We start from the raw sequence: 21,867 nt of genomic DNA, 5'->3' as shown, positions 1-21,867 counted from the left end.
CATTCTCGTGCGGAAGGAGGGCGCGCCGGCACTTCCTGCTGGCCTGCCTTCAAGAGGGGGGTGAGCCGCCCCTATGTAGCCCGTGATTCCCATTGCCCTCAATAGTCCGTACCTTTGCCGCCCATCGCCTCGTTGATCAGATCGTCGGCCGCTTCCGTCAGCAGGAAATCCTGTGCTTCCCCATGCACCGATTCCCGCCCGATTTCCAGCATCACCGGCACGGCAAGCGGCGAGATGCGATCGAGCCCGCGATGGGTGATGTGTCCCTTGATCCGCTTGAGCATGGAACCCAGGCGGTCGATGTCCAGGAGCCCGGTGGCCGCATCGTTGCGCGTCGCCTCGAGGAGGATGTGGTCCGGCTCGTGCGCGCGCAATACGTCGTAAATGAGGTCGGCGGAAACCGTAATCTGCCGTGCCGTCTTCTCTCTGCCGGGATGGCGCTGCTCGATGAGCCCGGCAATAACCGCGCAGTTGCGAAAGGTGCGTTTCAGGAGGAAGGATTCGTTCAGCCATGCCTCCAGATCGTCACCCAGCATATCCTCCTCGAAGAGCTGACCGAGCGACGGCCTACCCGCCTGGAATGCCGCGCCCATGTCGTCGAGCGCCCACACGGCGAGGGAATAGTCTGTCGCGACGAAGCCAAGCGGTTTCAATCCGGCGCGGTCGAGGCGGCGCGTCAGCAGCATACCGAGCGTCTGGTGGGCCAGCCTGCCTTCGAAGGCGTAGGCGATCATGTAATGCCGGCTGCCGCGCGGGAAGGTCTCGATCAGGAGTTCGTCGGCGCGCGGAAGCATAGAGACGTCCCCCTGGAGGGCCAGCCAGTCCCTGACCTGGTCCGGCAGGCGGTCGCGGCGATCCGGGTCGGCGAGCATCTCTCTCACCTGTGCCGCGAGATAGGTCGATAGCGGAAACTTGCCGCCGGCATAGCTCGGTACTTTGGGGTCGAAGGAGAACGCCTGCGAAACCAGGCATTCGTTGTCGCGGATGCCCTCGAAGCGCAGCACCTTGCCGGAAAAGAGAAAGGTGTCGCCGGGTGAAAGCATTTCGAGGAAATACTCTTCCACCTTGCCCAGCGACATGCCGCCCCGGCCGAGCGATCCGCGCTGGTTCCGCTTGACCATGCGGATGTTCAGCATAGGCGACTCGACGATCGTTCCGACATTCAGACGGTATTGCTGTGCGACCGTCGGGTTGGAGACGCGCCAGAGCCCGTCCTTCGTCCTGCGGATGCGGGCGTAGCGCTCATAGGTGCGAAGGGCATATCCACCGGTGGCGACGAGGTCGACGGCCCGCTCGAAGGTTTCCCAGGAAAGATGGGCATAGGGCGCAGCGCTGGTCACCTCATCGTAGAGTTCCAACGCATCGAAGGGCCGCGCGCAGGCCATACCGAGAATATGCTGTGCCAATACGTCGAGCGCGCCCTTGCCGATCGGCGGCGTGTCCTGAGCGCCGATATAATTGGCGTCGAGCGCCGCCTGGCATTCCATCACTTCGAAGCGGTTGGCCGGAACCAGAATGGCGCGGCTCGGCTCGTCCATGCGATGGTTGGCGCGGCCAATGCGCTGCGCAAGCCGGCTTGCACCCTTCGGAGCCCCGACGTGGACGACAAGATCGACGTCGCCCCAGTCGATCCCGAGATCGAGCGTCGACGTCGCGACGACGGCGCGCAGACGGTTTTCGGCCATCGCCGCCTCCACCCTGCGACGCTGGGCGACGTCGAGAGAACCGTGGTGCAGGGCGATCGGCAGATTATCGTCGTTGATCGTCCAGAGCTCCTGGAACAGCATCTCCGCCTGGCTGCGCGTGTTGACGAAGAGCAACGTCGTACGGTGCTCTTTGATGGCGACATAGACGTCGGCGATCGCATAACGTGCCGAATGGCCGGCCCAGGGCACGTGTTTCTCCGTCCGAAGGATGGCGATTTCGGGTTTTGCTCCACCGGCAACGGTGATCAACCCCGCACACGCCTGCTGCGTGGGGGTCTCCTGTGGGGTGGCCTCCTGCGGGGGCGTTTGCGCGACCAGCCATCGCTGCAGGTCCAAAGGATCGGCGACCGTCGCCGAAAGGCCGATCGTCTGCAGTGCGGGGGCGAGCCGGCGCAGACGCGCGAGGCCGAGCGACAGGAGATGACCGCGCTTCGACATCACCAGCGAGTGCAGCTCGTCCAGGACCACATAACGCAGATCCTTGAAGAAGCGCTCCGCCTCGCCATTGGCGAGAAGCAGCGCCAGTTGCTCCGGGGTCGTCAGCAAAATGTCGGGCGGATTGAGCTTTTGACGCTGTCGCTTGCCTTGGGGCGTGTCGCCGGTGCGGTTTTCTATCCGGACCGGCAGCCCCATCTCACCGACCGGCTTCATAAGGTTGCGTTCGATGTCGACGGCAAGCGCCTTCAGCGGCGATATGTACAGCGTATGGATACCGACGAAGGGCGATCCGGCGGGGATGATGCCGCGCCTGTCGATGTCGACGAGCGAGGGCAGAAAGCCGGCGAGCGTCTTGCCGGCCCCGGTCGGCGCGATCAGAAGCGTACTCTCGCCAGCCTCGGAGCGTAATAGAAGCTCCAGCTGATGCGCGCGCGGTCGCCAGCCCTTTTCCGAAAACCACCGGAGAAAGGGTGTGGGCAATGTCAGGGCGCCGCTTTCCGGCAATGGGGAATCGATCCTTTCCACGGAGAACAAAGGTAGATCAAACGCGGAAAAAGAGAAGGCTGCATCTAGGTGCCGTCGCATTGATTGACACGAAGGCCGAATCATGGATAAATATTATCCATGATAGGAGATGCAGATGAAGCTTGGTGACGGCGTCGAACAGGCCATTCACAGCGTGACGATGCTGAGCTGTCTTCAGCCCGGCAGCACGCTGTCGGCCGCAGCGCTCGCGGAGTTCCACGGCGTCTCGACGAGTTACCTCCTGAAGCACTTGCAGGCGATGTCCGGGGCCGGATTGCTCGAAGCCGTGTCCGGACCGAAGGGTGGCTACAGGCTGGCGCGTGCGCCGGAGAAGATAACCCTTCTCGACATCGTGCTTGCGGTCGAAGGACCGGAGCCGGCCTTTCGCTGCAACGAAATTCGCCTGCGCGGCCCCAATCCTTACACCTGCAAACCGGCCGCGCCATGCACGATCAACGTCGCAATGCTCAGGGCAGAGCAGGCCTACCGCGCCGAGCTCCGGCGCGTGACCGTCGCCGGCATCATCGCCGACCTGAAGACCATCGACGGCGACGGGGCGATCGCGGCACGAACAAACGGTTTTCTCGCCCTTCATGAACGGAAATCAGGCACTGCCGCCTGATGTGAACCGGCCACCAAAGGAGACGATCATGCAGCCACGTTTGAATTTTGCGAAAGCCGCGCCGGAAGCCTACAAGGCCGTCGCCGCGCTCGAAACCTACGTCAAGGGTTCGGGAATCGAGCCTCGCCTGCTCCACCTGATCAAGCTGCGCGCGTCGCAGATCAACGGCTGTGCCTATTGCGTCGATATGCATAGCAAGGAGGCCCGCCACAGCGGCCTCAGCGAACAATGGATCAATCTCGTCTGTGTCTGGCGCGAATCGCCGCATTTCGACGAGCGCGAACGAGCCGTCCTCGGCTGGACCGAGGCACTGACCAATGTGGCTGAGACACGCGCGCCCGATCATGCCTATGAGGCGCTCAGGGCGCATTTCGACGAAGAGGAGATGACCAAGATCACCGTCGCGATCGGCACCATCAACGTATGGAACCGTCTGTGCGTCGGCTTCCGCGCCTTGCCCCCGATCGATGCGCCGGCCAAGGCGGCATAAAGCGCGTTAGAGCGGGATGAGGAAAAATGTGTGCGGTTTTCCGCCCGCATCCCGCGTCCTAACCCTTTGGAATCGATCTCGTGTTTTTAGGTCGGTCAGACCTAAAGGGCGATATATCGGTCGGCGCGGTGGTTGATCGCCACGAAAAGGTTGAGTACGACCGCGCCGAGCACCGACCACATGACGACGGCAGGCGTCGTCACGAAGAAGGCTGCCGCGAGAACGACCATGTCGATCGCGAGTTGCACCAGTCCGGCGCGAATGCCGAAGCGTTCCTGCAGGTAGATGCCCAATATGCCGACGCCGCCGAGACTCGCGCGGTGGCGGTAGAGTGCCAGAAGGCCATAGCCGAGCAGAAGGCCGCCGATGAGGGCAGCCCAGCCCGGATGGATCAGTCCGATCTCGAAAAGACGCGATTGCATGTCGGTGAGGACCGAGGTGAGCGCGATTGCGATGAAGGTCTTGAGCGTGAACGCCCGACCGAGCCGCTTCATCGACAGGTAGAAGAAAGGCAGGTTGAGCAGGAAGAAGGTCAGACCGAAGTTTACGCCCATGGCGTAATGCAGAAGGAAGGCGATGCCGGCGGTGCTGCCGGTCAGAAGCCCGGCGCTGGCGAGAAAATAGAGGCCGAGGGCTGCGACGAAGCTACCGGAAAACACGCCTTGGACGTCCTCCACCGCCGTGTGCCGCGTGGGGCTTGTGTTCCAGAGACCGAAAACGCTGCTTGCCTGTGCCATGGCTGACCCTCAGATCGCAATGGCATCAGCATTGCTGCATTGCACAAAATATTTCAAGGAAAATATGTAAGCAATGCTGACCTATTTCGGGCGCGCTTCGGCTGGTCAAGCCGGTTTGCGGGCAAGAAACAGTATCCCGGCGACCGGTTGGCCGGCATCCCTGCGAATGACGGTGTGCTCGACCGCGATCATCGAGAGGCCGTTATCGAAACAGAGAGAAGCGACATAGTCCTTCGTATGCGCATAACGCAGCGACGGTCTCAGAACGAAGCCGCCGGACGCACCTGCATCCTCCACGGAAAACGCGAAGAGCGCGCCCGGCGCCAGCAGCCGGTCGGCGATGACGAAGACGCTTTCGAGTGTGCCGAGATACATCATGACATCCGCGGCGCTGACGAGATCGGCACGCTGCTCCGACAGTGCGCCGAAGACCCCCGAGTCCTCCGGAACCAGGGAAAGGTCCGCCTGGCCGAGCCGATCATAGATTCCCTTCGCCTCGGCCTTTGCCAGCATATTGGCGGAAAGATCGAAGCCCTCGAGGATCTCGGCGCGGGCGCGGATACGCTCGCCGAAGAGCCCCGTGCCGCAGCCTAGATCGGCGACGCGGCGAAAATGGCCGCCGTCTGTCATCCGGGCGATCAACGCTGCGAGCTTTTCCGGAACGCTATAGTCGAGTTTCTCGACGAGCGCCTGGTCGAAGCGCTCCGCATAATCGTCGAAAAGGCGCTCGACATAGACGCTCGGCGGCTGTTCGGGCGTGTCGGTGGCACCGAGCAGGGCGAGCTTGAGGCTGGCGCCGAAAATGTCTTCCGGATTGAGCCGAAGCGTATGGCGGAGCGCGTCGACGGCTGCCTCTTTTCGGCCCGATTTCTCTTCATAGTCCGCCAGCCGGAACCAGCCCGCGGCCCAGTCCGGCGCTAGCTCCAGCGCCTGAGCCATGAGTTCCGCCGCGCCTGGCGCGTCGCCCGCATCGGCGAGCATCTTCGCGTAGTCGGCGCGGCGATCGGCGATCAGGTCGCCGGAGGAGAGCTGGTTGAAGGTCATGAAGATGCGGCTTGGTTGCGATGGACGCTTCTGACGCCGGATAAAGCAAAACACAAGCGGATTCTCGAAGGAGCACATCGGGTCATCACGCCTTGCACGCTTGGGGCTCGCGGCTTATGTGAAGGAAAACAGGAGACGTTGTCGCTGATGTCGGACGGAATAAACAAGTTTCTGGGGGACTCGCCTCTCCGCGTGCTCGTCAAGCTCGTGGTGGTGTCGATCCTTGTCGGCTTCGTGATGACGGTCTTCGACTGGTATCCGGCCGATATCTTTTATGCCATCCGCAATTTCTTCCTCGATCTCTGGAGGACAGGTTTCGCGGCTCTCGGGCGGGTGGGCGACTACCTGCTTCTCGGCGCCGTGATCGTCATCCCCCTGTTCCTCATTCTGCGTTTCTTCAATTATCGACGGTAAGCATGTACGACCAGATTTATGTCGCCCGCAGACGGTTGCTTCTGCGCGCCGGGGCGGTCGTTTCACTCGGGCTGATCACCGGCTGCACGACCTCCAACCTCCTGTCTCCGGACGGCGGTACGGGCAGCGATCAGACCGATTCAACGCTCGGCCATGTCAATGCGCTGCGCAAGGGCAGGGGGCTTTCCAATCTCACCGGCGATCGTGCCGCTTCCGTTGCGGCCATGCATCAGGCGGCGCGGATGGCGAGTGCGGGCAAGATGCGGCACAATATCGGCTGGCGCGACAGCTTTTATGACCGGATGAAAGGGCAGGGCGTCGCGCTGCCGGCCGCCGAAAACATCGCCGTAGGTCAAGACGACGCCGAGAGCGCCTACGAAGCCTGGTTCAATTCACCGAAGCATCTCGAAAACATGCTCGGCAACTACCGGGGGCTTGGCGTCGCGGTGGCGCAGAATTCCGCTTCCGGAAACCGCCCCTATTGGGCCATGGTGCTCTGCAGCTGAGTCGATTCCCGGATTTCCCGCGGAATCCGCGCGCAGGGAAAGAGGATGATGACGGCGACACAAAGCCTCGAGCGCGACTCCGATAGTCCCGAAGCCGGGCCATTTATCGTCACCAACAGGCTGATCTTCTCGATCGCCCTGCCGATGACGCTCGGCTTCCTTACGACGCCTCTTCTCGGTCTCGTCGACACGGCCGTCGTTGGCCGGCTCGGCCGGGCGGAGTTGCTCGCGGGCCTCGCGGTCGGCGCGGTGATCTTCGACCTCATCTTTACCACCTTCAACTTCCTTCGAGCCGCGACCACGGGCCTGGTCGCACAGGCTCTTGGACGCGGCGATCGACGCGAGCAGCAGGCGGTCTTCTGGCGTTCGCTTGTGATTGCGCTCGTCACCGGCGCTGCCATCGTGCTTATATCTCCCTTTCTGCTTTCCGCCGGCCTCTGGCTCATGGGGCCCGGTCCGGACGTCGCGGAGGTGACGCGCACCTATTTCCAATATCGCATCCTCTCCGGCCCGGCCGCGCTCGCCAACTACGCCATCCTCGGATTCGTGCTCGGGCGCGGCGAGGGCACTCTTGGCCTCATGCTGCAGACGCTGATAAACGGCACCAATATCGTGCTTTCGGTCCTGCTCGGCCTCGTTCTCGGCTGGGGTGTAGCCGGCGTCGCGATCGGGACCGTCGCCGGAGAGGTTATCGGCGCGCTTGCGGGTTTCGCGATCGTCTATGGCCGCTTCGACAGCAAGGACGCGCCAGGTTGGGCGATGATCCTTGCCGGCGACCGCCTGAAGAAATTGTTCGGTCTCAATCGCGACATCATGATCCGATCATTCGCCCTTCTGGCGGCCTTCACGCTCGTGACCCGGATCGGCACCTCCTTCGGTCCCGTGACGCTTGCGGCGAACGCGGTGCTGATGACGATCTTCCTTGTGGCGGGCTATTATCTCGATGGACTTGCCACCGCCGCCGAGCAGTTGACAGGCCGATCCATCGGCGCCGCTTATCGCCCCGCTTTCGACCGGGTTCTGCGGATGACTGCGCTCTGGTCGCTCGGTCTCGCCGCCCTGACGACGCTCGCTCTGCTCGCCTTCGGCAATGCCGTGGTGAATATGATGACCACGGCGCCGGATGTGCGCGCTCTTGCTTATGAATACATGCCATGGGCGGCGGTGACGGCGCTGACCGGTGCTCTTGCCTTCCTCATGGACGGCGTCTTCATCGGAGCCGGCTGGTCGCGCGACATGCGCAACATGATGCTGGCTGCCTTCATCGGATACGTCGCAGCGCTTGCCGTGCTCGTCCCTGCCTTCGGCAATCACGGCCTCTGGGCCGCGCTCAACCTGTTCCTGCTCATGCGCGGCGTTTTCCTGCTGATAAGGATCCCGCGCCGGGCAGCTCAGACGTTCATGCCAGTCCAGTAATCGACCCGGCTGTCGCGGATCTCCCGGATCGAGGCAAGCTTCTCGCGGTCGCAAAGCGCGGAGAGGCCGCGCACGATACGGCCCGGCAAGCTCGGCCCCTCATAGACCATGCAGGAGTAAAGCTGTACCAGATCGGCTCCGGCGCGGATCTTTTCCGCAGCGGTTTCCGCCGAGCTCACGCCGCCGACGCCGATGATCGGCAAGTCGGGGCCCACGCGCCTGCGCATCCGGGCAAGAACCGCGGTCGACTTCTCGAATAGCGGCTTTCCAGAGAGCCCGCCGACCTCACTGGCCTGTTTCCTGTCCCGGAGACGCGCGCGCGCGAGCGTCGTGTTGGATACGATCAAGCCGTCGAGACCCTGCGCCAGCACTTCCGCCGCGATGTCGTCCATGCCCTCCTCGGTCAGGTCCGGAGCGATCTTGAGGAAGACCGGAACCCGCCGCCCGCACTTTCCCGCTTCATCTTCGCGGGCGGCAAGCACCGCCGAAAGCAGCGTCGCGAGGCTCTCGCGCGCCTGCAGGTCGCGCAGGCCCGGCGTGTTGGGCGAGGAGATGTTGGCGGTGAAGTAGCGGGCGACCGCGTAGAAGGTCCGGATGCCGGTCACGTAATCGGCAATGCGGTCGGCACTGTCCTTGTTGGCGCCGATATTGACGCCGATCAGCGCCTCGCGCGAGCAGGCCTTGAGCCGCGCCAGCGCCGCACCATGTCCCTCATTGTTGAAGCCGAGGCGGTTGATCACCGCCTCGTCCTCGATGAGCCGGAAAAGCCGCGGCTTGTCGTTGCCGGGCTGCGGTCTCGGCGTCACTGTGCCGATTTCGGTAAAACCGAAACCGATCTTCAGCAAGGCTTCCGGCACCTCGGCATTCTTGTCGTAGCCGGCCGCCATGCCGACCGGATTGGGAAAGGCGAGGCCCGCAACGCTCTGCTGGAGGCGTGGGTCGGCCGGGGCGGCGCAGCTCGGTACGAGGCCGGTTTTCAGCGCTGTGATCGAAAGGCCATGAGCCGCTTCCGGGTCGAAGAGGAAGAGGCCGCGCCGCGCGAGGTGCTCCAGCCCGCCGATCATGGCGCGAGCTCCGGGAAGTCGTGCTGCCCGTCCGGCCGTAGCGGAAGCGGTGTTTCCCACAGCACCGCTTCCATCGGGAGGTCCGCATAGAGATGCGGAAACAGCGCCCCGCCACGGGAGGGCTCATAGATGAGTTTGTCGCCCAGTGCGCTTGCATCGATCGCAACGAGCAGCAGGCCGTCCTGTCCCTCGAAGTGCCGCGCAGCCGTCTCGACGACCTGATCCCGTGTCGAAAAATGAATGAAGCCGTCGGCGAGGTCGACCGGGGCGCCGAAGAAAGCGCCGGTCCGCCGGGCCTCCTGCCATAGGAGCACCGGAACGATCTTGTAAATGGTAGCGTTCATCTGGTTCGCTTATCCGTCGTGAGCATCAGTGATCGCCTTGCCGCAAATATTGGCACATGTCCACCGTACCGCGTAAGATCGAGGCGGAATTCCGAAGGCATTCAACGGAGGGTATCTCATGAGACAGATAGTCGCGATGTTCGCGCTCGGGTCGGCTTTCGGTCTGATCGCCCCGGCCGCCGCCCAGGAAGCGTCGCCGGGCCGCTACAGCATGCAGAAATCGGAGACCGGGTTTGCCCGACTCGACACCGAAACCGGCGAGGTTTCTCTGTGTCGGGAAAACAACGGAGAGCTCGTCTGCAGGATGGCCGCCGACGAGCGTGCCGCATTCGAACGGGAGCTCGATCTTCTCAGCGATCGCATCGAAGCCCTGGAAAGGGCCGTGGAAAGTGGTGAAACCGCGGCCAAACCGCCCCTTCCGGACGAGGAAGAGATTGACCGCGCAATGAGCATCATGGAAAGAATGATGCGCAGGTTCATGGGGATCGTGAAGGAATTCGAGGGCGACGGCAGCGATTCCACCGACGAAGGTGAGAGCGTACCGCAGAAGACCTGAAGACGACCTCATGGGCGTCGGAGGACGCGCTTCGCGAATTGCTGTTCAAGGAAACATGCGGCAGCAGCGCTCACATGCGTTATCATGCGCGATGCTGCAGGGTCGCAGCTGAGGCTCTTGGGAGGGAGCGTCATCATGCCGGAACTGACGATCATCATCGCTGACGACCATCCACTCTTCCGCGGCGCAATGCGCCAGGCGCTCAGCAGCTTGTCGGGCGCCCCGGCGATCGTCGAGGCCGGAGATTTCGCAGCTGCGCGCAAGTCCGCTGCAGAGAATCCGGAAGCCGACCTGATGTTGCTCGATCTGACCATGCCGGGCGTCAGTGGACTTTCGGGATTGATCGCGCTTCGCGCCGAGTTTCCAAGCTTGCCCGTGATGATCGTCTCTGCTCATGACGATCCGGCGACCATTCATCGTGCTCTCGACCTGGGCGCGGCCGGGTTCCTGTCCAAATCTGCCGGTATCGAGGAAATCCGCGACGGTATCGCAAAGGTGATGGCGGGCGAGGTGTTCGTGCCGGCCGGTTACGACCGGAATCAGGAATACGAGCCGGAAGTTGCCGATCTGCTGCATCGGCTGCAGACGCTGACACCGCAGCAATCGCGCGTCCTTTCGATGCTTGCCGAGGGCCTGCTCAACAAGCAGATCGCCTATGAGCTCGGCGTGTCGGAGGCGACGATCAAGGCGCATGTCTCGGCTATCCTGCTGAAGCTCAACGTCGACAGCCGCACGCAGGCCGTCATTCAGCTATCGAAGCTCGGCAGCGTGGCTGCGGCTTGACCCGCCGCCAGCCGTCCGCCTCCGCCCCTCATCCGCCTGCCGCCTGACCCTTCGCCCGGTTGTCCCTTCGCCCCGCATGGGGGAAAATGGTCGGCAGGCCCGATAACGGGCGGCTCCGAGCCATAAACCACTGCTACTCCGCCGCCGCCCGTCCCGCCACCGCCAGCTGCGTGAGCCAGGCGCGGAGCGCTGCGGGCCGTACAGGCTTGTGCTGTAGCGAAACACCGTCGCGCTCGGCAGCGCCGCGCACCTCCGGTGAACGGTCGGCCGTTACCATGAGGGCGGGGATGCTCTCCTGCCACAGGCCGCGGATTGCAGCGATCGCCTCGACGCCGGTACCGTCGCCAAGGTGGTAATCGGCGACGATCGCCTGGGGCCGCACGCTCAGTCTGTCGGGTCCCATTTCCGTGCAGCCGGCGAGTGAATCGACGGCGGTCACGCGACAGCCCCAGCCGCCGAGCAGCAGGGCCATGCCTTCGAGGATCTTCGGCTCGTTGTCGATGCAGATGACGTTGAGCCCGGCCAGGGCGTCGCTCGCTTTCGCCGCTGCCACGGGCTGCGGTTTCACTCTTGCCGCGGCGCTCCTGTCGATCGGCACGGCGACCTTGAATCCGGTTCCTTTGCCCGATTTCGATTGCAGGGCAACGGGGTGATTGAGCACACGCGAGATGCGATCGACGATGGAAAGGCCGAGTCCGAGTCCAGATGCGGTTCGCGCGCCTTCGTCCAGACGCGCGAATTCCTTGAAGACCGTGCGGAATTTCGACGAAGGAATGCCGATACCCGAATCCAGAACTTCGATCGTCGCCATCTGTCCTTGCCGGCGCACGCCGACCAGGACCTTGCCTCGAAGGGTGTATTTGATGGCGTTGGACACGAGATTCTGAACGAGGCGCCTGAGCAGGTTCGGATCGCTGCGCACGGAAAGCGAGGTCGGCATGATGACGAGCTCGATGTTTTTCGCTCTCGCCATCGGCGCGAAGTCCGTCTCGATCCGCCGGAGCAGTTCATGGAGCGGAACGGATTGCAGGCGCGGCTTCATGGCCCCGGTATCGAGCCGTGAGATGTCGAGCACAGCGCCGAGGATGGCCTCCACCGATTCGAGCGAGGAGTCGATGTTTTGTACAAGCGACCGGTTTTCCGAATCGCCGAGGCGCTCGACCAGAGAGGAGGAATAGAGGCGCGCTGCGTTCAAGGGCTGCAGGATGTCATGACCCGCCGCAGCGAAGAAGCGGGTCTTGCCGATATTCGCCTCTTCGGCGGCGGCCCGTGCTTCGCCCAGTTCACGATTGACGCGTGTGAGTTCCCCTGTCCGCTCGGCGACCCGCAGCTCCAGCGTTTCGTTCGCTTGTTTGAGCGCCATGTCGGCGGCCACGCGCTGGGTTATGTCGGTGTAGGTGGTGACGATGCCCTTGTCGGGCATGGCATTGGTCCTGACTTCGATAATGCGTGCGCCTCCCGCAAGTTCGAGCAGGAAGGGCTTGTCGAGCGTCAAAAAGTTGGCGATCAGCGCCTTCTCCTCGTTCTTGCGGACATCCCCGCGGCGGGCAAGGATCGCGACGATATCGGCAAGCGGAAAGCCCACCTGTCCGGCGGCCTCCGGGAGGTCCATGAGTTCCCGGAAGCGGCGGTTCCAGATGATGAGGTTGTTCGCATTGTCGAAGACGGCAATGCCCTGATCCATCTGAGAGAGAGCCGTATGCAGCATGTCTTGGTTGTACTGCAGCGCCTCGCTCGCCTGGTCGAGCAACCAGGCGGTGTCGGAGGAGGCGTCGTCCATGCGCTGGAGGACCAGCGAAAGAACGAGCCGGGCCGAGGACGACCCGATGGCACTGCCGAGCAATTGTTCCGAGAAATGGACGAGTGCCATGTCGGCGGAGGCGTTGTCGTCCAGCCAGCGGCCGGATTGCTGCTCATAGGTATGGAAGGAGCGCTGCATGCGCTCCTCGCCCATGTAGCGGCCGATCGTGGTCTTGAGGTCGCGCACCGTCACCTTGGTCTTGCGACCGCGGAATGTCCCCTCGCTGCGCGAGCGGCGAGTGATGAAGACGCCGGCCTGAAAACGCTCCAGGGGCTTCGGCGCGCGCGTCAGCGAACCCACTACATAGGCCGCGACATTGACGAGCAGGCTGAGAGCCGTCGCATTCACCAGCGGATCGGACTGCGGCCCGGAAAAGAGGTCGGTGAAAGGCAGGAGGAAGCCAAGGATCGTCGAGGCGATATGAGAATTGTCGGGTCCGCCGAGGCTCGGCAGGAAAAGGACATAGGCCCAGACGAGGAAACCGCTGACCATTCCCGCGATCGCACCGCGGGCATTGGCCTGCCGCCAGACGAGACCGCCGAGAAGCGCTGGCGCCATTTGCGCAACGGCGGCGAAGGAGAGCAGCCCGAGCGAGGCGAGCCCGGCACTGATATCGGCCGAACGGTAATAGCCGTAGCCAAGAAAGAGGACCACGAAGATCGCCGTGCGGCGGATATTGAGGAGCGTACCTGCCATGTCCGCCTGGAGGAAGCCGCGCGTGCCCAATCTTCGGCGCAGAAACACCGGCATGACGATGTCGTTCGAGACCATGATCGAGAGCGCGACCGAAGCCACGATGACCATGGCGGTCGCCGCGGAAAAGCCGCCGATGAAGGTGAACAGCGTGATGACCGGCACGTTGCCGGCAAGCGGCACGGCAAGCAGATAGAGGTCCGCGTTGCCGGAGCCCGAGAAGGTCAGAACACCGGCAATCGCGATCGGCAGGACGAAGATATTGATCGCGATCAGATAGAGCGGAAAGAGGACGCCTGCGGTTCGCAGCTCGTTTTCGGTGCGATTTTCCACGACCGTCACATGGAACTGCCGCGGGAGCATGATGATGCCGAAGGCCGAGAGCGCGATAAGCAGGATCCAGCGTGCGACCGGCGTCTGATATTCGAGCGAGGCAAGAACGGCCGGGCTTTGCTGCGCTTCCGCCCACAGGTTCGCTGGCCCGCCGAACAGGACGAAGACGACGTAGATGCCGACCGTGAGCATTGCGACGAGCTTGACCACAGATTCCATCGCGATCGCGAGGATGAGCCCGTCCTGATGTTCGGTCGCGTCCGTGTGACGCGTACCGAAGACGATGGCGAAACACGCCAGGAACAGTGTCACCAGCAGCGGCAGATCGACGAAATTCTCGCCCGAACCGATGCCATAGTCGCTCGTGTCGATCATCGTGGCGACGGAGCTGGACACCGCCTTCAGCTGCAACGCGATATAGGGAACGGCGCCGACGAGCGAGATCAGCGCGACGATGGCCGCAACGGACGGGTTTTTGCCATAGCGCGCGGCCACGAAGTCGGCCACCGAAGTCAGCTTCTCGGTCTTAGCGAGCCGGACGATGCGCCGGATGAGCGGCATGCCGAGCGTGAACATCAGGATCGGGCCGATGTAGATGCCGGTGAATTCGAGTCCGCGCTCCGCCGCAAGGCCGACGCCGCCGAAATAGGTCCAGGAGGTGCAATAGATCGCAAGGCTCAGCGCATAGACGAGCGGCCTGCCCTTCTCGGAAATCCTGTTTCGTCTGGCTCGCCGGTCGCCATAGCTTGCAACTGCAAAGAGCAGCAGCAGATAGGCGAAGGCCGAGGCAAAAATGACCGAACCCGAAAGCATGCCTCACTCCTCTGCCATAAGCATAGGGCAAGTCCATTTGCTTGGAAATCGGCCGGTCATCAGTCTTAAGTTGAAGATCGAGCACCCGATACCTGCAGAGCTTGACCAAATGCGAAGAGTGCGATTTCCTCACGCGGGGCTTTGGCCAGATTCCTACCGGCGGTTGCCTTGCAGGACAGGTGCGAGTGGCCGTTCGGGGATTTTTACGGAGAGAGGCATGCTGAACGAATTCAAGGAGTTTATCGCCCGCGGCAATGTCATGGACCTTGCGGTCGGCGTGATCATCGGTGCGGCCTTTAGCAAGATCGTCGATTCGGTCGTCAACGACCTTGTCATGCCCGTCGTCGGAGCGCTCACCGGGGGCGGCTTTGACTTCTCCGATTATTTCCTGCCTCTCTCGGGGAACGTCACCGCGCAGACGCTTGCGGCCGCACGTGAACAGGGCGCCGTCTTCGCTTACGGCAATTTCATCACCGTGTTCATCAACTTCCTGATCCTTGCCTGGATCATCTTTCTTCTGATCAAGCTGGTGAATCGCGCCCGCGCCTCGGTCGAGCGGGAAAAGGCTCCGGAACCGGCTGCACCTCCGCCGCAGGACATCCTGCTTCTTTCCGAAATTCGCGATCTCCTGAAGCAGCGCGCCTGAGCCGTTCATCGGCCGGGCGCTCGCCGGGCCGCGCGAAACATCACGGAAATCGATAAACAGGTCAGAGAAATTCGCGTGATCGGCGACGCCGAAGCGTTTAAAAGCGGCAGGCAATCAGGAGGCTGCGATGACGATCACGACGAGCCTCAGTCCACGCGCCACGGCAGCGCCCGAAAGCGGCATCGTCGAAGTGGTCAATTATGCGCGCGGGCGTGAAGGGCTCATTCCGCTCTGGGTCGGCGAGGGCGATCTGCCGACGCCGGATTTCGTCAGCCGCGCGGCGGCCGACGCATTGATGGGTGGCGAAACCTTCTATACCTGGCAGCGCGGCATCCCTCCCTTGCGCGAAGCGCTGGCGCGCTATTATCAGCGCCGGTTCCAGAAGACGCTTTCTCCCGAAAACTTCTATGTCACCGGCTCGGGAATGCAGGCCATCAAGCTTGCGATCGAGTCGGTCGCATCTCCCGGCGACGAGATGGTCCTGCTCACTCCGGCCTGGCCGAATTTCGCGGCCGCCGCGGATCTTTCCGGCGTCCGCCCGGTCGCAGTGCCGCTCCGCTTCGAAGCCGGCAAATGGCAGCTCGACCTGACCCGCCTCGAGGCGGCTATCGGCGAGAGGACGCGTGCGCTTTTCATCAATACGCCGTCTAACCCGACCGGCTGGACCGCTACGCTTGATGATCTCAAGTCCATCCTGGCGCTGGCGCGCAAGCACGGCCTTTGGATCGTCGCCGACGAAATCTACGCCCTCTATCATTACCTCGGCGGCCGGGCGCCGTCGTTCCTCGACGTGATGGAAGAGGAAGATCGCATCCTGTTCGTCAATTCCTTCTCCAAGAACTGGTCGATGACCGGCTGGCGCGTCGGCTGGATCGTGGCTCCGCCGGCGATGGGACAGGTGCTTGAGAACCTGATCCAGTATTCGACGTCCGGCGTCGCCCAGTTCATGCAGCGCGGCGCCGCAGTGGCACTCGAGGAGGGCGACGGCTTCGTTGACGCGAACATCGCCAAGGCGAAGCGCAACCGCGATACGCTCTGCGACGCGCTGATCGCGACCAATCGGGTCGAAACCCTGAAACCCGACGGTGCGCTTTACGCCTTTCTGAAGATCGACGGCGTCGCGGATTCGCGCGCCGCCGCGATCGACATCGTCGATCGGACCGGCGTGGGGCTGGCGCCCGGAACGGCTTTCGGCGAGGGCGGCGCGCTCTTCATGCGCGCCTGTTTCCTGCGCGATCCTGACCAGATCGCCGAGGCCGCGGAGCGATTGCAGCGTTATATCCTCAGCCGCTGAAGAAGCGCGATTCGACCGATCGCTAAAGCTTGAACGATCCGAGCGAAGGACGCTTAACCACACGGCCGAGAATAGGCGCTCGGGCGGGCGAAACGGCCCCTGTATTTACCATTTCTGAAACGAGCACTCGTCATTTCTGATCCTGCGTAGGAAGCGACTGGGGGCGGGAAATGGCCGTATTGGTGACGGGCGGGGCAGGCTATATCGGCAGCCACATGGTGTGGTCGCTCCTGGACGCCGGCGAAGCGGTGGTGGTGCTCGACTGTCTGTCGACCGGCTTCCGGTGGGCGGTCGCGCCGGAGCCGCGCTTCTATCTCGGCGACGCCGGTGACCGGGCACTGCTCCAGCGGGTCTTTGCAGAGAACGACATCGACTCCGTGGTTCATTTCGCCGGATCGGCCGTCGTACCGGAATCGGTCGCCAATCCGCTTGCCTATTACGAGAACAACACGGCCAATACCCGCACGCTTGTTGCCGCAACCATCGAGGCCGGCATTCGCCACTTCGTCTTTTCATCGACGGCTGCCGTTTACGGGACGCAGGATACGCCCGATCCGGTCAGCGAGACGGCCGCTCCGCGGCCCCAGAGTCCTTATGGCCGATCCAAGTGGATGTCGGAGTTGATGCTGGCGGATGCGGCGGCCGCGCATGATTTCCGTTTTGTCGCGTTGCGCTATTTCAATGTGGCCGGCGCGGATCCGCTTGGTCGCGCCGGTCAGTCGACGTTCGGCGCCACGCATCTGATCAAGGTCGCCTGCGAAGCGGCGCTCGGCAAACGTCACAAGGTCGATGTCTTCGGCATCGACTATCCGACGGCGGACGGCACCGGTGTTCGAGACTATATCCATGTGAGTGACCTTGTCGCGGCGCACCGGAGCGCGCTCGCCTATCTGCGGATGGGCGGCGAACCGCTCGTCACAAATTGCGGCTACGGCCACGGCTTTTCGGTGCTGCAGGTGCTCGATACGGTACGGCAGGTTTCCGGCCGCGACTTCACGGTCGACTATGCGCCACGGCGCCCGGGTGATCCGGCGCAAGTGGTCGCCGATCCCTCCGTAGCGCGTCTGAAACTCGACTGGGTTCCGACGCATGCGAGCCTGGAACATATCGTCCAGAGCGCCTACGACTGGGAGGGCTATCTCAGCCGTAAGAACAGCTTCGACCGGGAAGGGGACGAGCGGTTGATCGCCAGAGGCTGACACTCGATAACGTCTTAAGCTTCAAATTTCAGCGTCGTCCTCGCCGAGAAGCTTGCGCTCATGGGCGATGGCACTTTCGACAAGTCGCGCCCACAGATCCTCGTAAAAGTCCGGATCCAGCCGGAGATCAATGGCATTCCGGCGCGCATTCTGCTTCACTTCCGTCACCCGTACCGGAATGTCCGCCTTCAGGTTCAGCGGGCGTTTGATCTCCGCGGCCCGCTCGATATAGCCCCAACGCTCGGCGAAGAGCGTCATGAGGGCGTGGTCGATCCGGTCGATTTCAACACGAATATCGGCCATCGTGGTGCATTCTGCGGCGGTTTTCTGCATGTCGGGTCCTTGCGGGAGCGGAAACCGCCCCATTTGATCGCCGAACTGCTAGCAAAGCGGACGCCGGCTGAGAAGGGGTTAAACCGACGCAGCGGGCGACCGGTTTCTTCAGGCCCCAAGAGCGAGCTTGATGGCAAGCCCGACGATCGTCACCGTGGCAACGCCGGCGGCCCAGAGGCCGACGAACCAGAGAAGCTTGCGCCAGGGGCCGTTGGATCGCGTCAATGGTAACCCTCCTCCGGATCCACTTTGCCGCGGAAAACCCAATAGGCATAGGCTGTATAGGCGAGGATCATCGGTATCAGCACAAGTGCGCCGACGAGCAGGAAAGCCAGGCTCTCGTCCGGAGCGGCGGCGTCCCATATCGTCAGCGACGGCGGTACCATATAGGGATAGAAACTGATGCCGATCCCGATATAGCCGAGCACGAAAAGCCCGAGGGCGGCAATGAAGGGCTGCACATCGTGGCGGTCGCGAATGCCTTTGAGGAGGAGGTAGAGGCAACCGAGGACGAGCAGCGGCACGACGATGCTGAAGATCGCCGTCGGCCAGCCGAACCAACGCTGAAGATAGACCGGCTCGAGAAACGGCGTCCAAAGGCTGACGATGCCCATGGCTGCGATGGTAGCGAGCGCCGATCTCAGAGCGACGCCACGCGCGCGTTCGGCGAGTTCGCCACGCGTTTTCATGACCAGCCAGGTCGCTCCAAGAAGAGAATAACCGACCATAATGGCCAAACCGGTCACGATTGAAAAAGGCGTCAGCCAGTCCCACCAGCCGCCCGCATAGGCCCGGTTTTCCACCGGTATGCCTTGCACGAGCGCGCCGAGTGCCAGCCCTTGCGCGAAGGCGGCGAGCATCGAACCGCCCGCAAAGGCCCAGTTCCACAGGAATTCGCCACGCTGCGTGCGCCAGCGATACTCGAAAGCCACGCCGCGGAAGATCAGGCCGATCAGCATGGCGATGATGGGTGCGTAAAGTGCTGGCAGGACCGTCGCATAGGCGAGCGGAAACACGGCGAGAAGACCCCCGCCGCCGAGCACGAGCCAGGTTTCGTTGCCGTCCCAGACAGGAGCCACGGAGTTCATCATGACGTCGCGGTCATGCTTCTCCGGGAAAAACGGAAAAAGTATGCCGACGCCGAGGTCGAAGCCGTCGAGCACGACATAGGCAAGCACCGCGAAAGCGATGATTGCAGCCCAGATCAATGGCAGATCAAAGTCCATGCTGGCCTCCCGGGGCTTTGGGGCTTGCGGGTCCCGGCGTCACGCCGGCCGTTCGCAGGGGCCCCTCGTCGAGTTCCGGCATCGTATCGCGCGGCAGGCGCGCCATCAGCCGCAGGATGTAAAACGTGCCGGCGCCAAAAACGAGGAAATAGACGATGATGAAGGCGACGAGCGAGGCGGCGACGGCCGGCGCTTCGATCGGCGAAATCGAGTCCGCCGTCAAAAGGTGCCCGTAGATCGTGTAGGGCTGCCGCCCGACCTCCGTCGTGATCCAGCCTGCAAGCACCGCTACGAAGCCCGCGGGGCCCATGAGTGCCGCCGTTCTGTGAAGTGCGGCATTGCTGTCGAGCGTGCCGCGCACTCGGCACCAAAGACTCCAGAGGCCGAGACCGAGCATGGCGAAGCCGATCGCCACCATGACGCGGAACGACCAGAAAACGATGGCGACCGGCGGGTGCCGCTCCTCGGGTATGGTGTCGAGACCGGCAAGAGGCGCATCGAGCGAATGTTTCAGGATCAGGCTCGAAAGCTTCGGGATTTCGAGCGCGTAGTCGATGCGCTTCTCGGCGGAATTCGGGATTCCGAAGAGGATCAGCGGGGCGCCGTCCGGGTGGCTCTGGTAGTGTCCTTCCATTGCCATCACCTTTGCGGGCTGATGTTCGAGCGTGTTCAATCCGTGCTGATCGCCGGCGAAGATCTGTATCGGAGCGACGATCGCCGCCATCCACATGGCCATCGAGAACATTGTGCGGGCGCGCCGCGGCGCGGTCTTACGCAGCAGGTGCCATGCCCCGCAGGCGCCGACGACGAAGGCCGTCGTCAGATAGGCGGCGAGCACCATGTGCACCAGCCGGTAGGGGAATGACGGGTTGAAGATCACCGCCCACCAGTCGTCGGGAATAAACTGTCCTGCCTCATTGACGGAGAAACCGGCAGGCGTCTGCATCCAGGAATTCACGGCCAGGATCCAGGTCGCCGAGATCAGGGTGCCAAGCGCGACCATCGCGGTCGCGAAGAAGTGCAGTTTGGGACCGACGCGGTTGAGACCGAAAAGCATGACGCCGAGAAAACCGGCCTCGAGGAAGAAGGCGGTCAACACCTCGTAGCCCATTAACGGTCCGATCACCGGTCCGGCCTTGTCGGAAAACACGCTCCAGTTGGTGCCGAATTGGTAGGACATGACGATGCCGGAGACGACGCCCATCCCGAACGCAACCGCGAAGATCGTCTTCCAGAAGTTGAAGAGCTCCAGATAGACTTCGTCCTTTTTCCAGAGCCAGAGCGCTTCGAGGACGGCCAGGTAGCTGGCAAGCCCGATGGAGAAGGCCGGGAAAATGATGTGGAACGACACTGTGAAGGCGAACTGGATGCGTGCAAGCACAGTTGCGTCAAAACTCTCGAACACGGCGCTGATCCTTTCAGGCGGGGCCGCAAGCCAGACGCGAATGGCGTCTTAGATCTGCGATCTGCATCGTGTGATTGAATCTGACGCAATATTCCCAAAGGTCAATGACAGGCTGATCGCCACGTTGTCACACTGCGGCAATCGCGCGCCCGCGACATTTTGACCGTGTGGCCCCGCACCTTCGCCGCCCTCATCTCTGTGCTTGTTGTCAGCCATGTCTCAGGGCTAAACAACGAGCACAGGAATGACGGAGCCGGGGTGACATAGAATTACGGCAACTTTCAAATCATCCCCACCTCAAACGCCCACTCTAGCGCGCGAGGTAGGCCTCGGCGAGTTCGGTCCAGAAGGCCACCCCGATCGGGAGCAGATCGTCATTGAAATTATAGCCGGGGTGGTGGAGGGACTTTTCCTCGCCCGTTACGCGCCGAGCCCAGAAAGAAATAGCTGCCTGGCCTTTCCTTCAGCATGTAGGCGAAGTCTTCGCTTCCCATGAAGGGTCGTTGGAGATCGACGACGTGGTCGGCGCCGGCGAAGCGGATGGCGGTTTCGCGAAGGAAATCCGTCTCCGCCTTGTGGTTGACGGTCGCGTCATAGCTGCGTTCGTAATCGACGGTCGCGCGCATGCCAAAGCTTTCGGCTTGCGATTTGGCGATCATCCGGATGCGGCGTTCGAGTTCGTCGCGAACGGCGGGATCGAAGGAGCGGATGCCGACGACGATCTCCGCCCGCTCCGGAATGATGTTGCTGGCCGAGCCGGCGTGAAAGGCGCCGACGGTCACGACGGACGGATCCATCGGGTGGATGTTGCGTGCGACGACGGTCTGCAGCGCCATGACGATGCTGGCGCCGCAGACGATCGGATCGGCGGTCTCCTGCGGTTCGGCGCCGTGACCGCCGCGGCCATGAACGGTGATCCGGGCCTCGTCGACCGCCGCCATGATCGGCCCGTCGCGAAGGGCGAACTGGCCGAAGGGCAGGTTCGGTTCGTTGTGAAGTGCGAACACGGCATCGCAGGGGAATCTCTCGAAGAGACCCTCGTCGACCATGATCTTCGCGCCGCCGGCATTCTCCTCGGCCGGTTGGAAAATGAGGTGGATCGTACCGTTGAAATTCTTTCGTTCGGCAAGCGCCCGGGCTGCTCCGAGCAGCATGGCGGTATGGCCGTCGTGCCCGCAGGCATGCATCAGCCCTGGCGTCTTGCTGGCATAGTCGAGGCCGGTTTCTTCCGCGATCGGCAAGGCATCCATGTCGGCTCGGATGCCGATCGAGCGCGAACCGGTGCCGCAGCTCAGCGTACCGACCACACCTGTCTTTGCCAAACCCGTCGTCACCTCAAAGCCGAGCGCTTCCAAATGGCGCGCCACGAAGGCGGATGTCCGCGTCTCCGCGAGCCCCAGTTCGGGATGGGCGTGGAAGTCGCGCCGGATGGCGACGAGTTCCGGCATGGCATTATCGATCGAGGCGGAGAGTTTCATG

General features: G+C 62.7%; 19 protein-coding genes and 1 pseudogene. 10 read left to right on the top strand and 10 right to left on the bottom strand.

Annotated elements, in window-relative coordinates:
- Window positions 1-98 precede the first annotated feature (98 nt).
- On the bottom strand, window positions 99-2,729 hold the full coding sequence (locus FB009_RS28650; protein ID WP_375714199.1) for a ligase-associated DNA damage response DEXH box helicase: 2,631 nt from the start codon (window positions 2,727-2,729) through the stop codon (window positions 99-101).
- 55 nt (window positions 2,730-2,784) lie between these two features.
- Here FB009_RS28650 and FB009_RS28645 point away from each other — a divergent pair, with 55 nt between their 5' ends.
- Both FB009_RS28645 and FB009_RS28640 read left to right on the top strand, forming a co-directional pair.
- Entirely contained in the window at window positions 2,785-3,291 is a 507-nt protein-coding gene (locus tag FB009_RS28645) for an Rrf2 family transcriptional regulator (protein WP_011974365.1), read from the top strand.
- A gap of 28 nt (window positions 3,292-3,319) precedes the next feature.
- Complete coding sequence (locus FB009_RS28640; protein ID WP_011974366.1) at window positions 3,320-3,781, top strand: carboxymuconolactone decarboxylase family protein; 462 nt, start codon at window positions 3,320-3,322, stop codon at window positions 3,779-3,781.
- 101 nt (window positions 3,782-3,882) lie between these two features.
- Here the strand turns inward: FB009_RS28640 and FB009_RS28635 are convergent, their stop codons facing one another.
- A complete protein-coding gene (locus tag FB009_RS28635) occupies window positions 3,883-4,518 on the bottom strand; it encodes a YitT family protein (RefSeq protein WP_011974367.1) in 636 nt (211 codons plus the stop codon).
- A 105-nt stretch (window positions 4,519-4,623) separates the two neighbouring features.
- Window positions 4,624-5,562, bottom strand: coding sequence for a class I SAM-dependent DNA methyltransferase (locus FB009_RS28630; protein ID WP_024311101.1), 939 nt, complete (start codon window positions 5,560-5,562; stop codon window positions 4,624-4,626).
- 147 nt (window positions 5,563-5,709) lie between these two features.
- Between FB009_RS28630 and FB009_RS28625 the strand changes: the two genes are divergently transcribed.
- The 3 genes from FB009_RS28625 to FB009_RS28615 are packed head-to-tail and all read left to right on the top strand — an operon-like array spanning window position 5,710 to window position 7,898.
- Window positions 5,710-5,976 (top strand): DUF6460 domain-containing protein, encoded by a 267-nt coding sequence (locus tag FB009_RS28625; protein WP_018011631.1) that lies wholly within the window; start codon window positions 5,710-5,712, stop codon window positions 5,974-5,976.
- Window positions 5,977-5,978: 2 nt separating this feature from the next.
- The gene (locus FB009_RS28620; protein WP_011974370.1) at window positions 5,979-6,482 is read left to right on the top strand and encodes a CAP domain-containing protein; all 504 of its coding nucleotides are present in this window, start codon (window positions 5,979-5,981) and stop codon (window positions 6,480-6,482) included.
- 48 nt (window positions 6,483-6,530) lie between these two features.
- Window positions 6,531-7,898 (top strand): MATE family efflux transporter, encoded by a 1,368-nt coding sequence (locus FB009_RS28615; protein ID WP_024311103.1) that lies wholly within the window; start codon window positions 6,531-6,533, stop codon window positions 7,896-7,898.
- Here FB009_RS28615 and FB009_RS28610 read toward each other — a convergent pair.
- Window positions 7,874-8,962 (bottom strand): quinone-dependent dihydroorotate dehydrogenase, encoded by a 1,089-nt coding sequence (locus FB009_RS28610; RefSeq protein ID WP_011974372.1) that lies wholly within the window; start codon window positions 8,960-8,962, stop codon window positions 7,874-7,876. The genes FB009_RS28615 and FB009_RS28610 overlap by 25 nt on opposite strands.
- Window positions 8,959-9,306 carry a DUF952 domain-containing protein gene (locus FB009_RS28605; protein WP_011974373.1) on the bottom strand — a complete coding sequence of 116 codons (348 nt, stop codon included), beginning with the start codon at window positions 9,304-9,306 and terminating at the stop codon, window positions 8,959-8,961. The genes FB009_RS28610 and FB009_RS28605 overlap by 4 nt, the downstream gene beginning before the upstream one ends.
- Window positions 9,307-9,424: 118 nt before the next feature.
- On the opposite strand from FB009_RS28605, the gene FB009_RS28600 reads away from it, so the two are divergent.
- Window positions 9,425-9,862: a hypothetical protein gene (locus tag FB009_RS28600; RefSeq protein ID WP_011974374.1), complete on the top strand. Its 438-nt coding sequence runs from the start codon at window positions 9,425-9,427 to the stop codon at window positions 9,860-9,862.
- A gap of 135 nt (window positions 9,863-9,997) precedes the next feature.
- Window positions 9,998-10,645 (top strand): response regulator transcription factor, encoded by a 648-nt coding sequence (locus FB009_RS28595; protein WP_011974375.1) that lies wholly within the window; start codon window positions 9,998-10,000, stop codon window positions 10,643-10,645.
- A 133-nt stretch (window positions 10,646-10,778) separates the two neighbouring features.
- Here the strand turns inward: FB009_RS28595 and FB009_RS28590 are convergent, their stop codons facing one another.
- Window positions 10,779-14,285 carry a hybrid sensor histidine kinase/response regulator gene (locus tag FB009_RS28590; RefSeq protein WP_011974376.1) on the bottom strand — a complete coding sequence of 1,169 codons (3,507 nt, stop codon included), beginning with the start codon at window positions 14,283-14,285 and terminating at the stop codon, window positions 10,779-10,781.
- A gap of 217 nt (window positions 14,286-14,502) precedes the next feature.
- Between FB009_RS28590 and mscL the strand changes: the two genes are divergently transcribed.
- The 3 genes from mscL (at window position 14,503) to galE (ending at window position 17,424) form a co-directional block, all read left to right on the top strand.
- The gene (gene mscL / locus FB009_RS28585; RefSeq protein ID WP_011974377.1) at window positions 14,503-14,931 is read left to right on the top strand and encodes a large conductance mechanosensitive channel protein MscL; all 429 of its coding nucleotides are present in this window, start codon (window positions 14,503-14,505) and stop codon (window positions 14,929-14,931) included.
- A 127-nt stretch (window positions 14,932-15,058) separates the two neighbouring features.
- Window positions 15,059-16,225, top strand: coding sequence for a pyridoxal phosphate-dependent aminotransferase (locus tag FB009_RS28580; protein ID WP_011974378.1), 1,167 nt, complete (start codon window positions 15,059-15,061; stop codon window positions 16,223-16,225).
- Between the two features lie 170 nt (window positions 16,226-16,395).
- Window positions 16,396-17,424, top strand: coding sequence for a UDP-glucose 4-epimerase GalE (gene galE, locus FB009_RS28575; protein WP_011974379.1), 1,029 nt, complete (start codon window positions 16,396-16,398; stop codon window positions 17,422-17,424).
- Between the two features lie 21 nt (window positions 17,425-17,445).
- On the opposite strand, the gene FB009_RS28570 is transcribed toward galE, so the two are convergent.
- The 4 genes and pseudogenes from FB009_RS28570 to FB009_RS28555 form a co-directional block, all read right to left on the bottom strand.
- Window positions 17,446-17,757: a chorismate mutase family protein gene (locus FB009_RS28570; protein ID WP_011974380.1), complete on the bottom strand. Its 312-nt coding sequence runs from the start codon at window positions 17,755-17,757 to the stop codon at window positions 17,446-17,448.
- Between the two features lie 221 nt (window positions 17,758-17,978).
- On the bottom strand, window positions 17,979-18,983 hold the full coding sequence (gene cydB, locus FB009_RS28565; protein WP_011974381.1) for a cytochrome d ubiquinol oxidase subunit II: 1,005 nt from the start codon (window positions 18,981-18,983) through the stop codon (window positions 17,979-17,981).
- On the bottom strand, window positions 18,973-20,388 hold the full coding sequence (locus tag FB009_RS28560) for a cytochrome ubiquinol oxidase subunit I (RefSeq protein WP_011974382.1): 1,416 nt from the start codon (window positions 20,386-20,388) through the stop codon (window positions 18,973-18,975). The genes cydB and FB009_RS28560 overlap by 11 nt, the downstream gene beginning before the upstream one ends.
- A gap of 310 nt (window positions 20,389-20,698) precedes the next feature.
- Window positions 20,699-21,866 (bottom strand): annotated as a pseudogene (locus FB009_RS28555) (M20 aminoacylase family protein).
- Window position 21,867: the final 1 nt, after the last annotated feature.

The organism is Sinorhizobium medicae, from assembly GCF_007827695.1.
Lineage (GTDB): Bacteria > Pseudomonadota > Alphaproteobacteria > Rhizobiales > Rhizobiaceae > Sinorhizobium > Sinorhizobium medicae.
Note: the sequence above shows the minus strand (reverse complement) of the source record. Positions and strands in the feature narration are given on the sequence as shown.

What these genes read in the sequence shown, in the direction of transcription:
- FB009_RS28650 (WP_375714199.1), bottom strand. Translation starts at nt 2,729, where the DNA reads ATGCGACGGCACCTAGATGCAGCCTTCTCTTTTTCCGCGTTTGATCTA.
- FB009_RS28645 (WP_011974365.1), top strand. Translation starts at nt 2,785, where the DNA reads ATGAAGCTTGGTGACGGCGTCGAACAGGCCATTCACAGCGTGACGATG.
- FB009_RS28640 (WP_011974366.1), top strand. Translation starts at nt 3,320, where the DNA reads ATGCAGCCACGTTTGAATTTTGCGAAAGCCGCGCCGGAAGCCTACAAG.
- FB009_RS28635 (WP_011974367.1), bottom strand. Translation starts at nt 4,518, where the DNA reads ATGGCACAGGCAAGCAGCGTTTTCGGTCTCTGGAACACAAGCCCCACG.
- FB009_RS28630 (WP_024311101.1), bottom strand. Translation starts at nt 5,562, where the DNA reads ATGACCTTCAACCAGCTCTCCTCCGGCGACCTGATCGCCGATCGCCGC.
- FB009_RS28625 (WP_018011631.1), top strand. Translation starts at nt 5,710, where the DNA reads ATGTCGGACGGAATAAACAAGTTTCTGGGGGACTCGCCTCTCCGCGTG.
- FB009_RS28620 (WP_011974370.1), top strand. Translation starts at nt 5,979, where the DNA reads ATGTACGACCAGATTTATGTCGCCCGCAGACGGTTGCTTCTGCGCGCC.
- FB009_RS28615 (WP_024311103.1), top strand. Translation starts at nt 6,531, where the DNA reads ATGACGGCGACACAAAGCCTCGAGCGCGACTCCGATAGTCCCGAAGCC.
- FB009_RS28610 (WP_011974372.1), bottom strand. Translation starts at nt 8,962, where the DNA reads ATGATCGGCGGGCTGGAGCACCTCGCGCGGCGCGGCCTCTTCCTCTTC.
- FB009_RS28605 (WP_011974373.1), bottom strand. Translation starts at nt 9,306, where the DNA reads ATGAACGCTACCATTTACAAGATCGTTCCGGTGCTCCTATGGCAGGAG.
- FB009_RS28600 (WP_011974374.1), top strand. Translation starts at nt 9,425, where the DNA reads ATGAGACAGATAGTCGCGATGTTCGCGCTCGGGTCGGCTTTCGGTCTG.
- FB009_RS28595 (WP_011974375.1), top strand. Translation starts at nt 9,998, where the DNA reads ATGCCGGAACTGACGATCATCATCGCTGACGACCATCCACTCTTCCGC.
- FB009_RS28590 (WP_011974376.1), bottom strand. Translation starts at nt 14,285, where the DNA reads ATGCTTTCGGGTTCGGTCATTTTTGCCTCGGCCTTCGCCTATCTGCTG.
- mscL (WP_011974377.1), top strand. Translation starts at nt 14,503, where the DNA reads ATGCTGAACGAATTCAAGGAGTTTATCGCCCGCGGCAATGTCATGGAC.
- FB009_RS28580 (WP_011974378.1), top strand. Translation starts at nt 15,059, where the DNA reads ATGACGATCACGACGAGCCTCAGTCCACGCGCCACGGCAGCGCCCGAA.
- galE (WP_011974379.1), top strand. Translation starts at nt 16,396, where the DNA reads ATGGCCGTATTGGTGACGGGCGGGGCAGGCTATATCGGCAGCCACATG.
- FB009_RS28570 (WP_011974380.1), bottom strand. Translation starts at nt 17,757, where the DNA reads ATGCAGAAAACCGCCGCAGAATGCACCACGATGGCCGATATTCGTGTT.
- cydB (WP_011974381.1), bottom strand. Translation starts at nt 18,983, where the DNA reads ATGGACTTTGATCTGCCATTGATCTGGGCTGCAATCATCGCTTTCGCG.